Raw genomic sequence first — 23,466 nt, forward strand, 5'->3', positions numbered from 1 at the left:
GCTCCTGAATCAAGTCGGACGGGATTGGCTCGACAATCAACGAGACCCCTGCAGGATAGGCCTGTATTTACGAGGCTAAAACAGCCAATGGGCGGATAAATGTCCAGTCCAATGGCTCAGGCGACCTGCTGCAAAATGTCCCGCAAACGGTCCAGGGCGGTGTCGATGTCGAGGGTTTCGATGGCGCCAAAACCGAAAAACAGACCCGGTCGCACCGGGGCGTCGTTGAAAAAGCCATCGAGACGGTACAGCCCGACTTCGGCTTTTTTCGCCAGTTCGATCACCAGTGCCAGATCGATGGGCACCTTGCACAGCACGGCCAGGTGGAAGCCTGCGGTGGTAGGAACCGCCTCGAACCAGGGCGACAGGTCCCCGGCCATGCGCGCCAGGATTCGCTCGCGGCGGCCGGCATACAGCGTGTGGCAGCGGCGGATGTGCTTCAGCAGGCAGCCCTCGGCGATGAACTTGGCCAGTGCCCACTGGGGCAGGGTGGAGGTGTGTTGATCGGTGAGGCGCTTGGCCAGGATCACCGCTTCGAGGATCGCCGGTGGCAGGATCGCGTAACCGAGGCGCAGCTCCGGCAACAGCGTTTTCGAGAAGGTGCCGACGTAGGCCACGATCCCGCGGTCGTCCATGCTTTGCAGTGAGTCGGCCGGCCGGCCTTCGTAACGAAATTCGCTGTCGTAATCATCCTCGATGATGATTGCCCCCAACTCGTAGGCCCGCGCCAGCAAGGCCTCGCGGCGGGCCTGGCTCATGGGCATACCCAAAGGAAACTGGTGGGACGGCGTCACATAAATCAGGCTTGTGCCGTCGGGAATGAGGTCTACCCGCATGCCCTGGTCATCTACCGGTATCCCGACCACCGTGGCGCCATGGGAGCCAAACAGCAGGCGTGCCGGCGGATAGCCCGGGTCCTCCATAGCCACCAGGCTGCCCGACCGGGTCAAGACCCGCGAGATCAGATCCAGGGCCTGTTGTGCACCGTTGCACACCACTACGTCATCGTCCTGACAATTGACCCCGCGGGAAAAAGCAATATGCCGGGCAATGGCATTGCGCAGCGCCGGCAAACCCTCGGGCTGGCTGTAGAAGCCCTTGGCGCTGGCGATCTGGCGCAAGGCGTGGGCGGTACAACGTCGCCAGTCGTCCAGGGGAAACTGCCCTTTGCCGGTGGCGCCGCCGATGAAGTCATAACGCAGCGCACCTTCAAGGGGGGGATGGCGCATCAGGTCCGGCATGTTGCGCCAGGTCTCGACGACATCGGCGCCGGCCAGCTCGCGGTGGCTTTGTTTGCGCACGATTGGGGCCGGGCGCGCATTGACATAGGTGCCCTTGCCAATGATGCCGGTGAGAAAGTTTTCGTAGGTCAGTTGGGCGTAGGTGTCGGACACGGTCTTGCGTGAGACGCCCAGTTGTTCAGCGAGCAAGCGGCTGGGCGGCAGTTGCGTGCCGGCGGCCAGGCGACCACTTTCGATGGCACTGCGCAGTTGTTGATACAACTGGCCCGCCAGGTCTTTGCGGCCGTTGATGACAACATGAAGTTCCATACCCGCGCGCTCCTGGGCGATTGTGTGGCGCTAGCCCGCAAAGGCGCAAGATTAACCGCATTGTGCGTATGCATAGAAGTTGCGTGGAGAAAATCGCGCTGATTGGTCTGCTATGAACTGGTCCGGTTTTTTTCGACACATTGGATCTGTCGCGCAGCGTGCTCACGGCCTACCGTGGAGATACCGATCAGCACGGAATTGCGCCATGAGCCAGCGTCTGGATTACTACAGTGCGTCCCCAGGGGCGATGAAAGCCATGATTGGCCTTGAGGCGCTAAGCAGTCGCCTGAGTATAGAGCCGGGATTGCTGCATCTGATCAAGATCCGTGCCTCGCAGCTTAACGGCTGTGCGTTTTGCACCGACATGCATTCGGTGGATGCGCGTCGCCTGGGTGAGAGCGAGCGGCGCCTGTTCGCCGTGGCGGTGTGGCGCGACAGTGGCTTTTTCACCCCCCGCGAACGCGCCGCCCTGGCTTGGACCGAGGCGGTAACGCTGTTGGCCGAAAGCCAGGTGCCGGATGAGGTCTTTGCCCAGGCCCGCGCCGTGTTCAGCGAGGAGGAACTGGTCGACCTCACGCTGGCGATCAGCACCATCAACAGCTGGAACCGGCTGGCGGTGAGTTTCCGCCAGAGCCCCGGTTCCTGATGGTTGATCGATCTGCCTGCTCCCGTCAGGCCGTGAAGTCGCTGGCATGCAGCTCCTTGACCCCCACCAGTTCGAATTCGAACTCGGCGCTGGCGTCGGCATTTACACTGCCGTAGAGGATGCCATCGGCAAAGCGCAGTTGACCGGTGGCATCGGCGCTAAAGGCATTGCTGCCAATGAACGTGAAGGTGTCGATCTCGGCGGTCAGCGGATTGGCGTCCAACCCGGTGAAGTCCAGTTGGTCGAACTCGGTGCTCTTGAAGCCGCTGATGACATCGCGTAGCGCCCCGATGCCCATGTCCGACAGTGCTTCGAATGCATATGTGTCTGCACCCGTACCGCCGCTCAGGCTGTCAGTGCCTGCGCCGCCGATCAACCGGTCATCGCCCGAGCCACCCACCAGCGTATCGTTGCCCGCCCCACCGTTGAGCACGTTGGCGCCGCTGTTACCCGTCAGGTTGTCGGCGTAGGCACTGCCGGTCAGGTTCTCGACATACTTGAAGGTGTCGAGGCCCGAACCCACGGTGTTCTGTTGCGCGGAGGTGGACAGGGTGGCCGTGACACCGGCCATGGCCCGTTCGAACGAGACCGTGTCATTGCCATCACGGCCGTCCAGCACGTTGTTGCCGGCCCCGGCAAACAGTATGTTGTCCAACGCATTACCGGTGCCATTGGCGGCGTCGGGGGTATCGATGTACAGGTTTTCGACGTTGTTGTTGAGGGTATAGGCCGTCAAGCTGCTGTGCACGCTGTCGATCCCGCCAGACACCGGGTTGCTGTTGGTCTCGATCACGGTATCGCCGGTGTTGTCGACATAGTAAGTGTCGTTGCCATCGCCCCCGCTCATGCTGTCGGCCCCGGCGGCGCCATCAAGCACGTTGTTGGCGGCGTTCCCGGTGATGAAATTGCGCCGTTCATTGCCGGTGCCGTTGATGTCCGATACGCCGGTGAGCACCAGATTCTCCAGGTTATCGCCCAACGTCCAACTGACCGAGGCCTGCACCGTGTCGATCTGTGCGGTCGAGGTGTTGCTTTCCACCACGCTGTCGAACGCGTTGTCGACCACATAGATGTCGTTGCCGTCGCCGCCGGTCAAGCTGTCGGCGCCCAGGTCTCCGTCCAGGGTGTCGTTGCCCGAGCTGCCCACCAGCGTATCTGCCTGGTCGGTACCGGAAATCATCCCGCCTTCGTTCTGGGCATCATCGAATATGTCCTGCACGCTGTTGTTGTCATCAGGATTGCCCTGGAAACCCAGGTCATCGGCGATGTAATCGGCCAGGCGCTGGCCGACGATTTCCGCCGATTCCTCGTGCAAGTGCCAGACGTCGTCGGGATACACCAGTGGGTCGACTTCGTAGCGCAAGGGCAGATCGGTGTAGTCCACGGCCAGTTTCACGTCCGCGCGCTCGGCGGCGATGGCCTCCTGGGTGGCGCGGACATAACCGACACCTTCGACAATATCGGCGATCTTCTCTTCCGAATAGCCACGGGCACGCGCCGCGTCCTGTTGGTAGTGCCCGGTCTCCATAAGGTAGACGTTGAAACTGCCGAACTGGGCGTGCAGGTAATCAAACACGGCCAGCGTTGCGGTCTTGTAGGCCGCCGCTGCAGCTTCCTTGTCGGAGGCACGGGCGATCTCCTGGGCCGCTTCCTCGCCTTGGCCCCAAACGATGCCCATGGTGACGTTGTCGATGGCCCTGAGCTCGGCAAGCTGATCCTGCAACAACGCCACGGCGCGCAACAGCGCAGGCCCCGGTTGGTTGGTGTCGGTCAGCCACCAGCACAACTTGAGCTCCTCGGCGCCCAGGGTCGACAGGCCATTGACCGTACTGCCACCCACCGCGATGTCGATGCCATTGCCGTCGGCATCCTCGAACTGACTGCGTACGTCATAAGGGGTGTACTTGCTCAGGTCATTGACCAGCATCGACGTACCGGACTGATCGTCGTCCTCGGTCATGCGCAGCAGGCGCGCATTGGACTGGCCGAGGGTCGGCAGGTAGAGGATGTCCTGCTGGGCGCGCTCGCCGAACACGAAGTCATCGGCGGTCAGGGTGTTGAGGTAGTTACCGCTGAGGGCGATTTCGAAGCGATTGCCGTCGGCGTCCGCTTCGCTGGATTTGATGTAGGTCTTGTCGCCGGCCGAGTTGAGGGTCATGTACAGCGTGCCGTTGCTGCCATTGCCGAGGCCGAGATAGCCCAGGCCGGAGACATCGATCTTGTCGACGCCCACGGTGAAGTCATAGATCGTGTCCGTGGCCGTGACCCCGCCGGTGTCGTAGTCGCGGTAGCTGTCGAGCACGTTGGTGTAGCGGAAGGTGTCGGCACCGTCGCCACCGTACAACGAGTCGCGACCGGCGCCACCATCGACAATGTCCGCGCCAGTGCCGGCCCTGATCGTGTCGTTGCCGCCCAGGCCGAGGATCAAGTCCGCGCCCGCGGTGCCAGTGAGGGATTCGGCGTTGTTGGTTCCGGTGATGGTATTGTCCGGCGCATCGGCCACTGCCAGGGCGAAGCTGTCGCTCACCGAGGCACCTGACGGATCGGTGGCCTTGACCAGTACGTTGTAGTTGTCTGCCGCCGTGCTGGTGGGTGTGCCAGCGAAAGTCAGATTGTTGGCATTGAAGCTCAGCCAGGCGGGCAGGGCGCTGCCATCGGCCAAGGTGGCGGTGTAGGTCAGCACATCCTGATTGGCGTCGCTGAAGCTGTCGGAGGTCACGGTGTAGGTGAACGGCGTACTTTCGGTAGCGTTCTGGTCGAGCAGGGGGATAACCACCACGGGCGGCACATTGCTGGGGGTGTTCTCGTCGGCGAAGACGAAATGACTGGCGGTCAGGCTGCTGACCAGGTTACCCGCCAGCGACACTTCGAAACGGTTGCCGTTGGCATCGACCGTGAGGTCTTTGAGGTAGGTGCGGTTGGTCGAGCTGCTGTAAGTCACCTGCAGTGTGCCGCCCTGGCCATTGCCCAGTCCGGTGTAGCCGAGGGCCGATACATCGATCTTGTCGGCGGCCACGTCGAAATCGAGGATCTGGTCACTGGCGCTGGTGGAACTGGTGCGGTAGCTGTCGAGTTTGGAGGTATAGCGAAACACGTCGGCACCCGCGCCGCCGGTGAGTTTGTCCACGCCAGTGCCGCCCACCAGAATGTCGTTGCCAGCCCCGCCATTGAGGGTGTCGTTACCGGCGCCGCCATACAGTTGTTCGTTGGCCGCGGTACCGGTCAACGTGTCGTTGTTCGGCGTGCCATTGATCACGATGGGCGCGGCCGGCACGTCCTGCACCGCCAGGGTGAAGCTGTCGCTGACGGTGGCGTTGCTGCCGTCGGTCGCCGTGACCTGTATGGAATACGTGCCTGATGCTGTATCACTTGGCGTGCCGCTGAATGTGCGGCTGGCGGCATCGAACACCAACCAGCCGGGCAGGGCGCTGCCGTTGGCGAGGGTGGCGGTATAGCTGAGGCTGTCGTTGTCCGGGTCGGTAAAACTGGTGGCCGGCACCACGTAGCTGAACGGAGTGTTTTCGGTCGCATTCTGATCCAGCAACGGCGTGGCCAACACCGGTGCCTGATTGGTGGGCGAGGCGGTGGCGAAGACAAAATTGGCGCTGGTCAATGTGTCGAGGTAGTTGCCCTCCAGCGCCACTTCGAAGCGGTTGCCATTGGCGTCGGCGGTCAGGGATTTGATGTAGGTCTTGGTCCCGGCGCTGTTGAGTACCACGTACACGGTGTCGTTCTTGCCGTCACCAAGGCCGGTGAAGCCCATGGCCGACAGATCGATCTTGTCGGCGCTGACATCGAAATCGGTGATCACATCGCCCAGGTTGACGCCGCCTGTGTTGTAGTTGCGGTAGCTGTCCAGACGGTTGGAAAACACAAACGTATCGGCCCCGGTGCCACCGGTGAGGGTGTCCATGCCGGCCCCGCCGTCGAGCTTGTCGTCGCCCGCGCCACCACTGAGGCTGTCGTTGCCCGCCAGACCCAGCAGGGTGTCGGCCGAGTCACTGCCGATCAGCGAGTCACTGCCACTGGTGCCGGTGACCACCCGATTGAAGATGAAGTTGCTGGCGGTCAGGGTACTGGTCAGGTTGCCCGACAGAATCAGCTCGAAGCGATTGCCGCTGGCGTCGGCATCGTAATCCTTGATGTAGGTGCGGTCGCTGCTGGCGCTGTAGCTGATCTGCAATGTGCCGCCACGGCCATTGCCCAGGCCGGTGAAGCCCAGGCCCGCGAGGTCGATCTTGTCCTGGGTAACGTCGAAATCAGTGATGGTGTCGTCGAAGCTGGTGGTGGCGTTGCGGTAACTGTCGGACTGGCTGGCGAAGCGAAACGTATCGGCGCCGGTGCCGCCAGTCAGTCTGTCGATGCCCGCGCCACCCACCAGGATGTCGTCACCCGCGCCGCCATTGATGGTGTCATTGCCGGCACCGCCGTAGAAAATCTCGTTGGCGGCGCTGCCCAGCAAGGTGTCGTTGCCGGCGGTACCTTGCACGGTGGTCACCGGTACCGTGGCGCTGACATAGCTGCCGTCGCCATAGACCAGCGTCGCGCCCTTACTGGTGTGACTGATGGTGTTGGCGATGATCGCATTGCGGTCGGTGCCGTCTTCGTTGCGTTCGGCAACGCCGTAGGTCGACAGGTCGCTGCCGCTGATGATGTTGCCCTGGATCAGGTTGTCGCTGCCGTTGAAGTAGCGACCGGACACGCCCAGGGTGTCGTCGTAGGACTGGATGATGATTTCCGGTACCGGATTGCCCAGGGAGTTGTTGTTGAGGGTGTTGTCGATGACTTCAACGTGGTTGCTGCCGTAGATGCGGATCCCGGCGCTGGCGTTGTCGTGGATGTCGACGCCGCTGACGGTGACGTCGCTGGACAGCTTGATCAGTACGCCTTCGCCGCCGTTGCCATACACCTCGCCGCCGGTGATGGTGATGTTGCTGGGGGAGGGGATGTCCTCGCTGCCGCGCTGCACCACGATACCGTTGCCGCCGTTGTTGTAGGCAACGTTATTGGTGAGGGTGAAGTCGTGGGTGCTGGTGACGACGTTGAAACCGTGGCGGTCATTGTCGTAGGCGACGTTGTTTTCAAAGGTGCTGTCACTGAGGAAGTCAGCAACAAAACCGTCCAGGCCGTTGCCGTGGGACACGCTGTTCTTGATGACCATGTTGACGGTCTGCTCGTGGGGGTCGAAGCCGTACCCGGAGCAATCCTTGATCTCGACGCTGTCGAGGGTGACGTTGGAGTCGTAGCCTTCTTCGCCGGGAATGTAGCCGTTGAACCAGCCGTCGATCTTGCCTGTGGTGTTGTCGCGATTGCCGTCGATGGTGAGATGGCTGACGCCGAAATCGTGGGTTTCTTCACCGTAGGCCGAGCGGATGATGCCGGTGATCTTGGTGTCGGAGCCGTCGGCCACCTTGACGGTGGTTTCGCCCATGCCGTCGCCGTACAAATAGACGTTGCTCTTGAGCATCAGGCAACCGTCGGAGGGTTCCTCGCCGGCCGAAACGATGTAAGTCCCGGTCGGCATGTACACCTGCCCGCCGCCTGCGGCAGCCGCCGCATCAATGGCACTTTGTATTGCCGCCGTGTCGTCGGTGATGCCATCTCCTTTGGCGCCAAAATTTTGTACGTTGAAAATCATGAGCTTATCTCCGTATCGGGCTGGAACCACGGTAGAAGCCAATATTCCATCGGCGGCCACCGTGTTATGACCCGCAGGAGCGCAAAAGTTGTGACCGCATATCGGCAAAGCGTCAAAAAACGAACGGGCTGATCAACGGTCGGAACGACTTCAACAACAGGTAACGTTCTGTTGACGCTTTTGGGTTCACACAACCCTTGTGGAAGCGAGCCTGCTCGCGATAGCGGTGTGTCAGTCGATGAGATGCAAGCCGAACCGACGCTATCGCGAGCAGGCTCGCCCCCACAGGTGTTGTATCGGGTTTCCTTGATTGGCATCAACCCCCAATCCGAAGCCGCGGGATAACCTCGACTAAACCATCGCCCGATGATTCAGGGGCGACCGAGGAGCCCATGAGCTATCCGCTATTCCTGACATTGCACCTGTTTGCCGCGCTGGTTTTCATTGGCACGGTGTTCTTCGAGGTGCTGTTCCTGGAGAGCATCCGCAAACAGCTGCCCGCCAAAGTCATGGTGCTGCTGGAACAGGGCATCAGCCGGCGTGCCCGGCAGTTGATGCCCTGGGTGTTGCTGACGCTGTTCGGTGCCGGCGCTGCCATGGTCTGGCTGCGGTACTGGCCGACGCTTTCCGCGCCATGGGAGTCTTCTTTCGGGTTGCTGCTGGGCCTGAAAATAGCCTTGGCGGGCAGCGTACTCGGGCATTTCCTCTGGGCCATGTGGCTGTTCAGAAGCGCCCGCATGAACGCCCGTTACGTGCAGATCATCCATACCAGCGTGTTCATTCATCTGCTGGCAATCGTGCTGTTGGCCAAGGGGATGTTTTACCTGACCTGGTGAGCGGTTGCGGGACGTATGCAAGGCGCTTGATACAGGTCAAGGCGACCCACCGGGACAAGTCCGACACTGTGCCTGCGCAGCCATTCGGAGATTGTCATGTTTGACCTGTTCCACACCCCCGGTGATAGAGCCCCGCGCCGTACCCCGGCGGTGGCTGATGTCGATTGCCCGGTCGGTACGCGCAAATTCCATACGGGGGTTGGCTCGCTCGATCTGCTTCGGGAGTTGCGCGACAGCCGCCATAAACGGCGGCCGCTGTCCCTGGCGGTGCATCTGCCTTCGCGCTTGCGTTTGTCATCGTGTTCGCCCCTGGCGAGCGTGTGCCGGTGTGGCGAGATCGAGGGCTATCTGCAACACCTGACCTATGAAATCGGACTGGTCGGTTGTCACTTGGGCGCAGGGCGTCGGGTCGAGGCGTTCTGCCTGACTGGCGGTACGCCGGTGATCGCCCATTTGCAGCGGCTGATGGATGACCTGCGCAAACGTTTCGAGTTCTGTGAATACGACAGCGCCGAACACAGCATCGAGGTCGACCTGCATCACACCGACTGGTCCACCATGGGGCTGATTCGCGACCAAGGGTTCACCCACGTCAGCATCGGCGTGCCAGACATTGGCCTGGACAGCGATTTGTCCGTGGATTGCTATCAGAACCCGGCACCGATTCATTCGCTGATCGATGCCGCGCGAACCTTCGGTTTCCGTTCCATCAACATCGATCTCGGTTATGGCCATGCCTGGCAAACGCCCCACAGCTTCGCGCGCAAACTGGCCACGCTGATCGAACTGGAGCCCGACCGGCTGCATGTGTTCGACTACGCCCATGCGCCGTATCGTTATCGTTCGAAAAAACACCAAGCGGCGGATGCCTTCAGCAGCCAGGCCGATACAGACACCATGCGCCAAATCTGCTGCGAGCAACTGACCGGGGCGGGGTATCACTACATCGGGTTGGGGCAGTTCGTCAGGGCGGACGATGACCTGGCCGTCGCCCAAGAGCACGGGCGCCTGCACCGCAATTGCCAGGGTTTCACTCGGCGCGGTTGCTGTGACCACTTGGGTTTCGGCCTGTCGGCCATCACCCAGATCGAACACTTGTACGTGCAGAACACCGATGACCTGCTGGAGTACTGCCAGCAGCTGGACGCCGGGCAGTTGCCTGTGTGTCGCGGCTGGCGCTGTGAAGCGCAGGACCTGCTCAGGGCCGCGGTGACCGAGCAACTTGCCTGCGACCTGGAGCTGGATATCCCGGCCATGGAAGCGCGTTTCGGCGTGGTGTTGCGCGATTATTTCGCGTCCATCTGGCCGCAGTTGGAGGTATTGCGCAGCCAGGGTTTGATCGAATTGACCAGCCGTTTTATCGGTATCTTGCCCGCCGGGCGCCTGAGTGTGGATGCGATCTGCAATCTGTTCGATCCAGTTCCCGACGACGCAGGCACTTTGACCGGCCCCTTTGACAGGTTGACCCCATCATGAATGCTGTATCCGCTTTCAATCGCGCCCTGGTCGAGAAGTACGACCGTCCGGGGCCGCGCTACACCTCCTATCCGACGGCCCCGCAGTTCCATCAGGCCTTTGCCATGGATGAGTACCGCCAGGCCGCCGAGCTGAGCAACCAGGCCCCGGTGCCCAAACCCTTGTCGGTCTACATCCATATTCCGTTCTGCCAGAGCCTTTGCTACTACTGCGCGTGCAACAAAATCATTACTCGCAAGACTCATCGCGCCGCTGAATACCTGACTTACCTCAAGCGTGAGATCGGCCTGCAGGGGGCGTTGTTCGACCGCTCGCGCAAACTGACGCAACTGCACCTGGGCGGTGGCACGCCGACCTATCTGACCCATGAGCAACTGGCCGATCTGATGGAGTGCCTGCACCAGGCGTTCGACATGGACGACAGTGACGCCCATGAGTTTTCCATCGAGGTCGATCCGCGGACCATCGATGCCCAACAGATCCAGGGGCTGCGCCAGCTGGGGTTCAATCGCCTGAGCTTCGGCGTCCAGGATTTCGATGCCCAGGTGCAAGCCGCGGTCAATCGGGTGCAGAGCGAGGCCCAGGTCGTCGAGTTGGTGGAGGCGGCCCGGCTGGCGCGTTTCAAGTCCGTCAGTGTCGATCTGATCTACGGCTTGCCGCTGCAAACCATCGCCAGTTTCGATGTGACCCTGAGCAAGATCATCGCCCTGCGTCCCGACCGGATCGCCGCCTACAGCTATGCGCATCTGCCGCAACGGGTGCGGGCGCAACGGATGATCCGACCCGAAGACATGCCGCCGCCGGAGCGCAAGCTGGAGTTGCTGGAACTGACCATCAATCGTCTGACCGAAGCCGGTTATGTCTACATCGGCATGGACCATTTCGCCTTGCCGGACGACGAGTTGGTGCGCGCTCGGGTCCAGGGCACGCTGCAACGCAACTTCCAGGGGTATTCCACCCATGCCGATTGCGATTTGATCGGCCTGGGTGTGTCTTCGATCGGTAAGGTCGGTGACAGCTATGGTCAGAACGTCAAGGAGCTTTCTCAGTACTACGCTCGCCTGGATCAAGGCCTGCTGCCGGTGCAGCGCGGCTATCGCCTGAGCGACGATGACCGGTTGCGCCGCGAGGTCATCAGCGAATTGATGTGCCATGGACGGATCGATTTCACCCGGATCCAGATCAGTCACGGTGTGGGTTTCAACGAGTACTTTGCCGATGCCCTGGTCCGGCTTGAGGAACTGGTGCGCGACGGACTGCTGGAGATCCACCCCGACTCGCTGGTGCTGCTGCCCCAGGGGCAATTGATGATGCGCAACGTGGCCATGGCTTTCGACGCGTACCTGGGCGTCGACCAGACGGTCCAGTATTCGCGTACGGTTTGACGTTATGACGAGAGCTGGCCGTTCCCGCTGGCTGCGCAGCCAGCGGGGATAACCCCCTCGCCACAGGCCGTGCGCCAGGCAGGTTGCCCTTCAACCTCCAGGCTGCAGCACCCTGCCCAGAAAGGCCGCCGTTCGACTTTCCTGGCATTTCGCGACCTTCGCCGGAGCCCCGCATACCACGACTTTCCCGCCCTGGTTCCCAGCGCCCGGGCCGATGTCGATGACCCAATCACTCTGCGCCACCACGCGCATATCATGCTCCACCACAACCACGCTGTGGCCTTCATCCACCAGGCGATTTAATTGCACCAGCAAGCGATCCACGTCCTGGGGATGTAAGCCGTTGGTTGGCTCATCCAGCACGTACAAAGTGGCGCCCCGGGCTTTGCGTTGCAGCTCGGTGGCCAGTTTGATGCGCTGGGCCTCGCCGCCGGACAGTTCCGTGGCCGGTTGACCCAGGCGCAGATAACCCAGCCCGATATCCTGCAGCACTTGCAGTGAGCGCTTTGCCGACGCCTGCTCGGCAAACACCTCAAGCGCCTGGTTCACGGTCAGTTGCAACACCTGAGCGATATTCAGCCCCTGCCAGTTCACTTCAAGGGTCTGGGGGTTGTAGCGAACCCCGTGGCACGTGGGGCAGGGTGCATACACGCTGGGCATGAACAACAGCTCGACGCTGACGAAGCCCTCGCCCTCGCAGGTTTCGCAACGGCCTTTGGCGACATTGAAGGAGAACTGTCCCGCATCGAAACCCAGTTCCTGCGCCTGAGGCGTGGCGGCGAACAATTTACGTACGTGATCGAACAGCCCGGTGTAGGTGGCGAGGTTGGAGCGCGGGGTGCGACCGATGGGTTTCTGGTCCACCTGGACCAGCCGCTTGACCGACTCGAGTCCGGCGGTGACGTGGCCACCGCTGGTTTGCAGCGGTTCATCTTCCAGGCTTTGTTCGTCGGCTTCGGCGTTGTGGCTGGCCTGGCCCAGATGGCCACCCACCAGGTCCAGCAGGGCCTGGCTGACGAGGCTGGATTTACCCGAGCCGGAAATGCCGGTCACGGCGCTGAAGCAACCCAAGGGAAAGGCGGCGCTGAGGTTGTCGAGATTGTTGCGGGTGATGCCTTCCAGGCGTAGCCAATCCTTGGGTGTTCGAGGCGTACGCCCCGCAGCGCTGTCCTGGGCAAACAGGTAGGCGCGGGTGCGTGACTCCGGCACCTGCCGCAGGCCCGCGGGTGGGCCGCTGTAGAGGATTTTTCCGCCTTGTTCCCCCGCGTCGGGGCCGACGTCGATGAGCCAGTCGGCGCGGCGCATGGTGTCCAGGTCGTGTTCGACCACAAACACCGAATTACCCGAGGCCTTGAGGCGTTGCAGGGCCTGGAACAGCGCTTCGCTGTCGGCCGGGTGCAGGCCGGCAGAGGGTTCATCCAGCACATAGATCACGCCGAACAGCTGGGAGTTGAGCTGGGTTGCCAGGCGCAGGCGTTGCAGCTCGCCGGAAGACAGCGTCGGTGTGCTGCGCTCCAGGGCCAGGTAGCCGAGGCCCAGGTCGATCAAGGTGACGATGCGCTCCAGCAATTCAGTGGCGATGCGTTGGGCGGCCAGGCGTTTTTCCAGGGACAGATTGTGGGTGTGGCGTGCATCAGGCCCGCCGGCATGGGGATTCTCACCCCGAGCGGCGCGTTGCTCGCGGGCCTCGCGGGTTTGCTGGTGGGTGAGGGTTGTTCCCGGTTCCTCGGCTTGCGCCAGATAATCGGGGGCGGCAACGCCCTTGAGCACCTCGGCCAGTTCCAGCAACGGCAGGTGGGACAGTTCGGCGATGTCCAGGCCGGCAAAGGTCACCGTCAGTGCCTGGCGCTTGAGGCGTTTACCTTCGCACACCGGGCAAGGGCTGGCGCGCATGTATTGCGCCACGCGTTTGCGCATCTGGGCGCTTTGGGAGTGCATGAACGTGTGCAGCAGGTAGCGTCGGGCGCCGCTGAACGTGCCTTGATAGCTGGGCTCGAGTTTGCGCTTGAGGGCTGCGCGGGTCTGGGCCGGGGTGAGCCCGGCGTACACCGGGACAGTGGGGGTCTCTTCGGTGAAGAGAATCCAGTCACGCTGTTTTTTGGGCAGGTCGCGCCAAGGAACGTCGACGTCATAACCCAGGGTTACCAGGATGTCTCGCAGGTTCTGGCCCTGCCATGCCATGGGCCAGGCCGCCACGGCGCGTTCGCGGATGGTCAACGAAGGGTCCGGCACCATGGACGCTTCGGTCACTTCATAGACCCGGCCCAGGCCGTGGCACTGCTGGCAGGCACCCTGAGGCGTGTTGGGCGAGAAATCCTCGGCGTACAGCATCGGTTGGTCGGCCGGGTAGCTACCCGCTCGGGAGTAGAGCATGCGGATCAGGCTCGACAAGGTGGTGACGCTGCCCACCGAGGATCGCGCGCTGGGCGTGCCGCGCTGCTGTTGCAAGGCCACCGCTGGCGGCAGACCTTCGATACTGTCCACGTCCGGCACGCCCACCTGGTCGATCAGGCGCCGGGCATAAGGCGCGACTGACTCGAAATAACGGCGCTGGGCTTCGGCATAAAGCGTGGAAAAGGCCAGCGACGACTTGCCCGACCCCGACACGCCAGTGAATACCACCAGGGCATCGCGAGGGATGTCGACGTCGACATTCTTGAGGTTGTGCTCGCGGGCGCCACGCACCCGGACGAAACCGGTGTCTTCAGGCAATGGCGAAGCGGAGGCGGGACCGGAGCGTGGGGGCATGGAGCGTTCCTTGTTTGCGTCTGTTCAACGCGTGGAGGCTTTCTGGCGAAACGGCGTCACTCGGAGAGTGGAACCTGAGTCACAGCACTGATATTTATGCGACCGGGTTCGTCGATTCTCGTGCAATAAAAATTTTCTCCGAAGCGAAGAGATGAGAAAAGCTTCGCAATTGTCATGGAAACGGACCCCGGATGCCTCGATCAAAGCTGTTCACTGCTCTGTTTGTTGCGCTGCTGTGGATGATAACCAGCGTGGCCCGCAGTGATAACCAGCGGCGTGTTCGCCATTTTCGCGTTCAGGATGGCGCCCCAGGCGTACCGTGTTTCCAATCTGCCGCGCCGATCAATCTTCCCCGGCCGCACCCGGCATCCCACCAGATGACCCGCAGCAAAGGCGCTTGCTGCGCGATCAGGATCGCTTGTGTCGGGTCGCTTTCAACGAAGTGCGTGCACCCCAACTGTACGCATGCCCGGGCTTTGTAGAGGGCAACCTGTTCTGGGCTGTCGTTGCACGAGCGGGTATCTCTCATGATCAGCGGTGTCCCGCTATGGCCGTGCTGGCTTAGCCAGGCTTGAGTACGAACGCGATCCATCTCCGGGCGCCCGGTGATAATCGCCTTCACCCGCCCCAGAGGGGGCAGCTGCTTGAAGGGCTCGAGGCGGTCGCGTTCGCCAAGCGCCGCACTCAAGTCCGCCGCATAACGTTGGAGCGGGATATCTGGAAGCAGTATTCCGTCGAGGTCGATGGCGTACACGTCGTAATCATGGTCATGGGCCATCCTGCCGGTACGCCCGCCACCGGTGTCGATCCAGCGATCGCGATAGGCGCAGGTAAGGGCTTGGCGCTCCCAAGGGAACTGCAAGAAATACCCTCGCCCGTCCAGCCCGTAATCGGGGCGTATACCGCTTAGGTCGTCAAAGCCGACAGTGAAAACCCTCACGATCAATCCCCTGCGCTGCAAGAATGCCAGGCAGTCCTTCAGGGTGTGCCCGGTGCCAGCGATGTCTTCACAGAGCAACACCTTGCTGCCTGGTGGAGGAAGGGGGATCGACGAGTCCCAAATCACGCTCCGATCGACCCGGTAATAGCGCAAAAAGGCCGGTTCAACGCCCGTGGCATGCGAGACCATCAGCGCTAAGGGGCCTCCACCTCGCAATATACCGATGATGCTACTGAACGCTTCTTCGAGAAGCGTAGGCTGTATCGACGCGACCAAGCGATCCATCTGCTCATACGAGATAGGCAGCACGGGTTTGAGCACGTGCGATTTCTGGACAGACACTGTTTTATCCGGTGATGAAAGCGAGTGTTCGGTGGGTGCTTGATGGCCCTACGGAGCCGTGACAGGGCTATGGGGTTGGCACAGGGTTCGATGTCCAGTCGTTTGACTCACCACCGTCGGCGTCTATTAAGGAAAGTCTGAAGGACAGATCGCGATACTCGCCCAGGGAGTGTCGCGCTTCTTCGGAGAGATCCGAGAACGCCGCTTCGCCATGCTTGTCGACCAGCTCCAAAATCGCGTCGAGCGCCGCACGGGTCTTTGGGCTGAGCGCTTGATAAGCCTCGGCACCGGCCTTGATCGCTGGATCATCGGGTTCGCCGGGTTCGACGCGACTCAGTCTGGTATCGGAAGCCCGGTTGACTGTTTCCAATGACATGTCGGTCAGCGCCAACGAATCCAGGCTGCTTCGCTTAGGACGCGAAGCGCCGATTCCAGCGGTCCGCTGCGGCGGTAATGCGTCGAGTTTGCGCCGGGTATCTTGTTCCTGCTGATCGACTTTTTCTTGTTTGGACTTAAGGGCTTTACGTGCCATGCCGATAGGGGTGTAAAGCGCACTCAAGGCGGCCATTGCTTTCGCCTCCAGTGGACCTTTGCCCTGACGAAGGGCCATCTGATGGCGCGCGGATAGGGCAGAACGTTCTAAAAATTTGGCATCATGTATCGCGCTTCTCCATAGCTCAGGTTCTGATTTTTTTCCCGAGGCAGGCAATTGCTGGTTTTCCTGCACGAGACGTTGGTATTGCTTGCGAACGTCTTGTTTATCCAGTTTTCGACCAACGAACTGTTCATCGATTTTCTCAATCTGCTCTCGAGCATATTCGCTCAGCCTGGGCAGGTCCTGTCTACGGGATTCAACACCCGGCTTCGAGAAAAGAAGGTTGAGTTTTTTTGATTTTTCCTTTGCCGCATGATGAGGTTCAGTCGAACGGTTGGCTTCTTTCGACCGTTCCATGAGCACGACAGTTTCGGTGGGACCCGATGCGTAGGATTTATGTTTGAGTTCAAAAATGTCGTAGCGCTGTTGCTCATTCTTTCTTGCATGCACGAGCAATTCACCCGGACTGGTATTGCCTTGACGTAGCAATAGCTTGAATGTTGCCTCGTTGTGCTCAGTTGAGTAGAGGTTCAGCGTCCCATCGGCAATGGCGTTGGCAGCCATATGGGTAATGGCCGACTGAATCATGTCCGGGGAGGTCTCCTTAAAAGCATCAAGGGTCTTTTTACTCAAATGTGCGGGTGAAAGTTTATCGACGTGCTCGGTTTGAGCCGAAGTTTTGGCAGACTCGATGGCTTGCCCATGCCGCAAGCGACCAAGGAACACGGGAGAGCTGCTTGCACCCGGTATCATTTGCTTTCTCTCCTCATGCGCTTATGCAAATTGGTTCGGTCAAATGAGTGGCCAATAGTGTTGTGCCAGTTCCCACGTCAGCTGGATAAATTTGCACCGTATAAGTCGGCGAGGATTTACCCGGTCAATCCACCGGACTGAATTCGCCGCTGCTCGGCAACCACTTTCAATAAATCCAGATCAGACTGGGAAATATGACTGCCACGCCGGCTGCCTTGGCCGGACGCTATACTCCCGCGACGAGTCTCAGGGGGCGAAAGAGTCGACGACTGACTACTGAGCTTGCGCTCGATTTCTTGACTGCGGTTGGCGACGTTAGTCTTTAATTCGTCATCAAACCAACGCCTGTTTCCGACCAGCACATAGCCTGTATGACCGCTTGCGTGAGCATCACGTGCCTCCTCCAGGAAATCGTTTAACTTGACCTTGTCCGGTATGACCGCAATGGCGCCAAATTCGCCCAGTGCTTGCGGAGCAATGACGGTAGCTGGAAGGTTACTGTGCATGTTTGTACTAGGGTTGCCTTCGTCCGAGCCATGATGAACCAGGTTCCAGTCTGATGGATCATCAACATTCAGATGTGTTTTCAACTTGCCGCGTAATGAGTGGTTGATGTCGTCAATGACTCGTTCCTCGAGGCGGGTGACATAATCAACAGTCGGGGCGGCACCCGCCGTCTCTTTGACGGCGACATTTTCATATTTCGATCGAATGTAGGCGATACCAAGATCGGTGGGCTGCTCGTTTGGCGCAGCTGGTTTTGCCGAGCCTCGTCGTTGACTCTGTTGCGGGACGTCATCCCACTGCGGCATCAAAAACAGCAAGTCGTAGTCGGCGGTGAAGGGAAGAGCAGGCTTGCCGTGAGGTTGAACGTTCGGTGCCAGCACTTCAACAGCCTGACCGTCTATGGCTATTCGATAGGTGCCGTTTGCGGTTTTATCAGCAGTGAAGTTAAACGTGGTCCCATCCTCCCTGGTACTTGCGAACGCAGGCGGAACAAGCGGTCTTATCAAATTGTGTTGCTTCAGGTAGTCCATGCGTGCTGCTGGCAGTTCCAAAGGCACCTTAACCGCGTGGCCGCTCTCCACGCACCGCTCGATTTGCAGATTCGCTTTCTCCATATCGGCCGGTGTCGTGCTGCCTTTTCCACTGAGCTGCTGATTTGCCGGAATAAAACCGAACAGCGGGCCGACCATGGAACTCTTCCCTTTTATATTAAGCCCCTTGGTGGGATAGCCCATCCCTATCAGCTGTGCGTTGTGTGGATCAACAGGGCGGAAAGCGATAATGCATCGATGCTTCCGAGCGATGTCATGGAGCTGGTGCAAGTGCTGCGCACAGATGCCTGTTTGCTGGCTGACTTTATCGATATCGTCGCGGACGACCTCAGTCAGCGGGCGGGCAGAAACTGCTGTGGTATGCCCGGCCTCAGGTGCTTTATCGGCGTTAAAGCTGAACGTTTGGTTCCATTGCACCGGGCCTAAGCTACTCATTCCATCCGCTTCCAGAATTTAGTTCTCGAGTAGGTGGCGATTTCAGGCATGTCGGTTCCGCACGCCTCGGGCATTTGCTCCTGGAGGTTAGGGCCGGCCGAGTTGAATACCGCCTAACGCATTCATGATCATCTGCTTGTCGCCTTCATAGTTATGCGGCGTGATGCTTCTGGTCCCGGAAACCGTGGGTGATGGCACCGAAAAAAACGCGCCCCGAAGGCGCGCGTTAAAAATTGGCTGGATGCGGCCAACCAAAGGAGCTGATGACTGGACTTGCGCTGCTGCTTGATCGGCGAATCAAATCAACCGCATGCGGTGTGCCCATAAACGCCTGGCGCTCAGAAACGTGATATTCGCCCTTTGCTTTCAACCAACGGCAGCAGGGAACGGACGGCATCGCTGCGCAGGTAAAGCGAAGCCCAGGCCGCAATGCCCAATAGCCCACTGATGATCTGCGAGGCGGAGCCCAATTCACCCAGGCGCAAATGGGTGCAAATGGCGCCACCCAGGAATCCTGTCACCAGTATTGCGCCCAACACGGCGGTTCTCGGAATCACATAGAGCACGGTGCAAACCAGGATGATGCTGCCAATGACAGAGGAGAGGTGATCGGGGAATCCGGTCAGCTCCATGTTTTTTGCGAGGACTTGGGGCGCGAAAATATTCACACCGGCGTCGGCAAGTAATGCCAACACCACCAGAGCGCCCAGGACTCTGCCCGTCCAGTGCGCGACGCCGGTTTTTTTCTGCATATCTGAAATCATGATTAGGACCGTGGTAAAACTCATTGGGTGGGTTGACGCACAGGCGTTAATTCAAGCAAGGCCCGGTTCTCCCGCAGGGTTCGGCGCAGCCCTCGGCGAGTGGCCGGCTCGAACACAGTCACCGGCGCCTGCTGACGCTCAAAGCTCGTAAGCGGACCGTATAGCCTCAACGGCCCGCTCGCCGATCACGACGCACGGTGCCATCGTATTGCCGCTCGTGATATGCGGCATGATGGAGGCATCGGCAATGCGCAGTCCCTGGACGCCGTAGACGCGCAGTTGACTATCGACCACGGACATTGCGTCCTGGCCCATTTTTGCCGTACCGCATTGGTGCCAGTAAGTAACGGCAGCGTTGCGAGCGTAATGTTCGAGCGATTGGATGTTGAGTTTTCCAGGCAGGCTTTCACGTTTGACCAAGCCCTTGAATGGCGCCTGCGCGCCCAGTTCCTGGACAAATCGGATGTTTTCCAGCGCGTTGCGCCGGTCGGTGGGATGCGACAGGGTGTTGGGCTGGATGATCGGCGCATCGGTCACATTCGGGCCGCTGAGCTTGACCCGGCCGCGACTTTCCGGATGGGCAAGGCCTGCGAACATTGTCCAGCCATGTGCGGGAACGCCGAGTGAGGCGTTCTCTGCGCTGGGCACTGGAAATTCAACTTGGCAGTGGAACATATCGGGGAGATGCAAAGCGCTTTCGCTGCTCCAGTAGAGCGTCGCCTCCGAGCCGCCGTAACCCACCGGTTGTGGAGCCGCGTATTCGAAAATAACGGCAAAGGACACGTGGTCCTGATGATTGGCGCCAACGCCGGGGAGATGCTGGACGAACGGAATACCATGGCGCTGCAGTTCCTCCTCCGGCCCCACGCCTGATTGCATCAGGACCTTGGACGTGTTGACCGCCCCCAACGAAAGAATGACTTCGTGATCGGCGTAAAAGCACTCGATCTGCCCATCTTTTATGGTTTCTACGCCGATGGCGCGTTGGTCCCTGAAGAGTACGCGACTGACAAGCGTATCAGTCAGGACCGTGAGGTTGGGCTGACCACAGCGTGGAGCGACGTAGGCGCGGTAAATGGAATTACGCCGGCCGTCCTTGACGATGAGGTCGTTCAAGGCTGCACCTCCGCGGCCTTCCATCATGGCGCCGTTCGGGTTCTCGAAAACCGGTATACCCATGCCGGCAGCCGCACTGATCATGGCGTTGGCAATCGGTTGGGCGTCTCGCACAGGCGCGACATGAACCGGTCCGCCCTTGCCGCGACGCACCGGATCGCAGGTGCCCTGATAGTCTTCCACGCGTTGATAAATTTTCAGGACCGACGCGTAGTTCCACGCCGGGTTGCCACTGAGTGCGGCGAAGTCTTCCCAGTCGTTTTTATGGCCGCGGGCCCACAGCATGACATTGACGCTGGACCCGCCCCCCAAGCCGCGGCCCATATTCAATGGGATTTTCCGGTCGTTGAGATGAGGGTTCGCGGCGCCCACGAAGTTCCAGTCGCGCTCGGTGCCCAGGTTCAGCGGCCAGTTCCCCGGTTCCAGCACGTGGGGGTGGTCATCGCTGCCTCCCGCCTCGATGAGCAACACTTCCACCTCGGGATTCTCGGCCAGTCGTCCGGCCACGACGGAGCCGGCGGTTCCCGCGCCACAGACGATGAAATCGAAATGGTGTTTATTCCGCGCGCAATTCATAGGCATGAGCGAGGTTCCTTGGTCGGGGTGGTATCGCTCGCCAGGTTCAAGCGTAGATCGAGGTGCAAAATCATTGCTGGGGAGAACATGCGGTGAATCTCGCTAGGGTATTGATAGGGGAAGCCGGGCACGATGACGGGGCCATCGACTGCCGTTTTGTTTGCTGGGCAATGAGTGACGGCAGGGGGGCAAAAGGTTCCAACGGATGTTTGCCGTCGGCTGGGTAGCAGGAGGCGAAGCTCAATCTCGCCAGATGTGACGACCGTTGCGAGGGAAGTGCGTTGCGTCCGAGCTTCCGCCACCCTGTCCTGAGACCGGTGGCAATCCACCCTGACACAGCACTTCCCTCGATCCCGGCGCAGAAGAGGCCTGAAATTATTGGCTCTTCTGAACAGCCTGGATGATGACTTTTGCAACATCTGCCGGGCGTGACTGTTGCGGCACGTGGCTGGCGTCGATTTCGGTGACCTTGGCACCGATCTTCTTGGCGAAAGCTCGCTGCAGATCAGGCTGGATCATCCGGTCTTCCTTGGCCACGACGTACCAGGATGGCTTGCCTTTCCAGGCGGCGGCGCTGGTTTTGTCATCGAATGCCGAGGCGCGGATCGGCCCTTGCGTCGCGGCCATTACCGCGGTTTGCTCTGCGGAAAGATCCTGGGCAAAACCGGTGGCCATGCCCTCGGCGGTCATGTACAAGAAACCGTTTTTGTCGGCGGCGATGTCTTTCACGCCGGACGGAGCAGGGTAGTCCTTGCCCAGGTCTTTACTGGCTTGACCGGCATCCGGAGCGAACGCGGCGACGTACACCAGGCTGCGTACTTTCTTGTCGGTGCCAGCCTCGCTGATGACGGTACCGCCCCAGGAGTGGCCGACCAATACGACATCGTTCTCCTGGTTGTTCAGCACACGCTGCGTGGCGGCGACATCGTCAGCCAGCGAGGTCAGCGGGTTTTGTACCACGGTGACCTTGATGCCTTCCGCCTGCAGCAGCGGGACGACCTTGCCCCAATCGGATCCGTCGGCGAAAGCGCCATGGACGATGACGACAGAAGGTTGCTGCGCCGCGGCATGGACCGCGCCGCCGAACAATGAACAGGTCATGGCGAGTGTGAGGGCAAGGGCCTTGGGTTTGAACATGATGCGATCTCCTGTGTGGGGTGAGCGCAGTTTCAGCAATACTCGGCGGCTGAGGTATCGGTCATTTATCCGAGGCGGTGAATAATGTTCAATCGAATGCCCGGAGGAAACGACATGTCGGCAGGTGGCGCGGCTGCGACCCTCAAAGCCCTGACGCTGGGGTGGATTGGAGGCTAAGTCGAATAAGTCTTTTGTTTCAATCGCTTGGCAGCATCGTTGATTTCGGCAGGTTCACTTGCGCGCGGGTGGGAAAAAGCCTGGACAGGCGCCAAGTTATTTTTATTGCGTGGTTTCTAATTTACTTGCAATAAAAATCGTTTTTATGATCATTAGAAAAATATTGTTTCGTATTTTATTGAAAAGATGCAACACGCTTTTTATTGAATCTACCTAAGATTAAGCAGCGGACCTGTCGAACAAGCTGAATAAAATAACCAGGAGCTGAGCATGATGGACCTGAACGGTTTTAGTTGCCTGTCAAGCAATGCCGAGAGCCACGTCATGGCGGCTCATCATGTCTGGCTCATTCCTGGAGCACTTCCAGACGACGGTTTTGAAAAGAACGCGGGGGTGCCTCATTGGACATCGCGCGCCTGTGGCCAGGCTGTTGGGTGCTCGTTGGCAGCTCAGGGGGCGGTGCAGTCTTATGAGCGGCTCGATGGCCGCGGCTACGTCCGCGGCTTCGAAGGTGATGCAGTGCAGGTCCGCTATCGGCTGCGGGTTGCAACACTGACCTTGCAAGCATTGCGCAGCCAGCCACCGCGGCAACCCGGCTTGAGCGAGAAGGGCAGGCGCGCCATGGCCGTCTCCAGAGCAAGCAGCAGCCCACTCTCCGAACGTGAAACACAAATCTTGCGCTGCATCAGTGAGGGCGGCAGCAACAAGGAAGTGGCGCGTCAGCTTGGCATCAGCCCGAGTACGGTGCGCACTCACGTCGAAAGCATGTTCCGCAAACTGCAATGCACCACTCGTGCAGCGGCCACACTCAAGGCGCTGAGCCTGGGGTTGATCTGATTCAGAGCGAAGACGGCATCTGGCGCATCCCCATGAATTGTCCAACCCCCTGATCAGCCCAGCCTGCTTGAGCCGTTCGGCACGTCTCAGGCACGCCGGGGCGCTCAATTTCGCTGTGTCGGTCAATGCAACGTTGGAGATGGATGCATCGCGCTGCAAGGGGTTGATAATCGCGCGGTCGGTGCGATCAGGCTGCACGGGGCAGGGCACGGGAGGTATCAGGTTTTCGTTGTTTGTTTATTGTGTTAGCGATGGCTGCGGAGCAATAACAAAATGAAAATACTGGTTGAATCGAAATAATGTTTTTTAATTGGCGAGTAACTTGCAACACATATTTTAGTTTTTTTTCTTACTATTTATTCATCGAAGTCACTGCGCGCGTTTGGATATCCAACTCGTAGCGAGTTCCCTGAGGGGGCAAAAGTGCTTTACGCGCATTTGGGTGGAGTGTCTGCCC

Annotated in this window: 13 protein-coding genes and 2 pseudogenes; 5 read left to right on the top strand and 10 right to left on the bottom strand. The window is 59.9% G+C overall.

Annotated elements, in window-relative coordinates; all coding sequences use genetic code 11:
• Positions 1-116: 116 nt before the first annotated feature.
• Positions 117-1,550, bottom strand: a complete 1,434-nt coding sequence (gene pdxR / locus CRX69_RS16750; protein ID WP_107322374.1) for a MocR-like pyridoxine biosynthesis transcription factor PdxR — start codon at positions 1,548-1,550, stop codon at positions 117-119.
• Between the two features lie 205 nt (positions 1,551-1,755).
• Between pdxR and CRX69_RS16755 the strand changes: the two genes are divergently transcribed.
• The gene (locus CRX69_RS16755) at positions 1,756-2,196 is read left to right on the top strand and encodes a carboxymuconolactone decarboxylase family protein (protein WP_076384471.1); all 441 of its coding nucleotides are present in this window, start codon (positions 1,756-1,758) and stop codon (positions 2,194-2,196) included.
• 25 nt (positions 2,197-2,221) lie between these two features.
• Here the strand turns inward: CRX69_RS16755 and CRX69_RS16760 are convergent, their stop codons facing one another.
• Positions 2,222-7,834 carry a putative Ig domain-containing protein gene (locus tag CRX69_RS16760; RefSeq protein WP_107322375.1) on the bottom strand — a complete coding sequence of 1,871 codons (5,613 nt, stop codon included), beginning with the start codon at positions 7,832-7,834 and terminating at the stop codon, positions 2,222-2,224.
• A 392-nt stretch (positions 7,835-8,226) separates the two neighbouring features.
• Between CRX69_RS16760 and CRX69_RS16765 the strand changes: the two genes are divergently transcribed.
• The 3 genes from CRX69_RS16765 to hemN all read left to right on the top strand — a co-directional run bounded on the left by CRX69_RS16765 (position 8,227) and on the right by hemN (position 11,531).
• Complete coding sequence (locus tag CRX69_RS16765) at positions 8,227-8,670, top strand: CopD family copper resistance protein (protein ID WP_047225813.1); 444 nt, start codon at positions 8,227-8,229, stop codon at positions 8,668-8,670.
• 96 nt (positions 8,671-8,766) lie between these two features.
• Positions 8,767-10,146: an oxygen-independent coproporphyrinogen III oxidase gene (locus CRX69_RS16770; protein WP_047225814.1), complete on the top strand. Its 1,380-nt coding sequence runs from the start codon at positions 8,767-8,769 to the stop codon at positions 10,144-10,146.
• Positions 10,143-11,531, top strand: coding sequence for an oxygen-independent coproporphyrinogen III oxidase (hemN, locus tag CRX69_RS16775; RefSeq protein WP_047225815.1), 1,389 nt, complete (start codon positions 10,143-10,145; stop codon positions 11,529-11,531). The genes CRX69_RS16770 and hemN overlap by 4 nt, the downstream gene beginning before the upstream one ends.
• Positions 11,532-11,621: 90 nt before the next feature.
• Here the strand turns inward: hemN and CRX69_RS16780 are convergent, their stop codons facing one another.
• From CRX69_RS16780 to CRX69_RS16810, 7 genes are all read right to left on the bottom strand, one after another.
• Positions 11,622-14,279, bottom strand: coding sequence for an excinuclease ABC subunit UvrA (locus CRX69_RS16780; protein ID WP_107322376.1), 2,658 nt, complete (start codon positions 14,277-14,279; stop codon positions 11,622-11,624).
• A 295-nt stretch (positions 14,280-14,574) separates the two neighbouring features.
• The gene (locus CRX69_RS16785; protein ID WP_047225877.1) at positions 14,575-15,540 is read right to left on the bottom strand and encodes a phosphoribosyltransferase; all 966 of its coding nucleotides are present in this window, start codon (positions 15,538-15,540) and stop codon (positions 14,575-14,577) included.
• 88 nt (positions 15,541-15,628) lie between these two features.
• Positions 15,629-16,882: a hypothetical protein gene (locus tag CRX69_RS16790; RefSeq protein WP_157952131.1), complete on the bottom strand. Its 1,254-nt coding sequence runs from the start codon at positions 16,880-16,882 to the stop codon at positions 15,629-15,631.
• A 143-nt stretch (positions 16,883-17,025) separates the two neighbouring features.
• Complete coding sequence (locus CRX69_RS16795) at positions 17,026-18,402, bottom strand: anthrax toxin-like adenylyl cyclase domain-containing protein (RefSeq protein ID WP_107322378.1); 1,377 nt, start codon at positions 18,400-18,402, stop codon at positions 17,026-17,028.
• A 338-nt stretch (positions 18,403-18,740) separates the two neighbouring features.
• Positions 18,741-19,154: a DoxX family protein gene (locus tag CRX69_RS16800; RefSeq protein ID WP_107322379.1), complete on the bottom strand. Its 414-nt coding sequence runs from the start codon at positions 19,152-19,154 to the stop codon at positions 18,741-18,743.
• 150 nt (positions 19,155-19,304) lie between these two features.
• A complete protein-coding gene (locus CRX69_RS16805) occupies positions 19,305-20,864 on the bottom strand; it encodes a GMC family oxidoreductase (protein ID WP_240539538.1) in 1,560 nt (519 codons plus the stop codon).
• A 369-nt stretch (positions 20,865-21,233) separates the two neighbouring features.
• Complete coding sequence (locus CRX69_RS16810; protein ID WP_047225817.1) at positions 21,234-21,995, bottom strand: alpha/beta hydrolase; 762 nt, start codon at positions 21,993-21,995, stop codon at positions 21,234-21,236.
• Between the two features lie 819 nt (positions 21,996-22,814).
• Here CRX69_RS16810 and CRX69_RS28270 point away from each other — a divergent pair.
• A pseudogene (locus CRX69_RS28270) lies at positions 22,815-23,009 on the top strand (response regulator transcription factor); the annotation flags it as partial.
• Positions 23,010-23,051: 42 nt separating this feature from the next.
• On the opposite strand, the pseudogene CRX69_RS27900 reads toward CRX69_RS28270, so the two are convergent.
• Positions 23,052-23,231: pseudogene (locus CRX69_RS27900) on the bottom strand (Lrp/AsnC family transcriptional regulator); the annotation flags it as partial.
• Between the last annotated feature and the right edge of the window lie 235 nt (positions 23,232-23,466).

This window comes from Pseudomonas rhizophila (genome assembly GCF_003033885.1).
In the GTDB taxonomy this organism is placed as follows: Bacteria; Pseudomonadota; Gammaproteobacteria; order Pseudomonadales; family Pseudomonadaceae; genus Aquipseudomonas; species Aquipseudomonas rhizophila.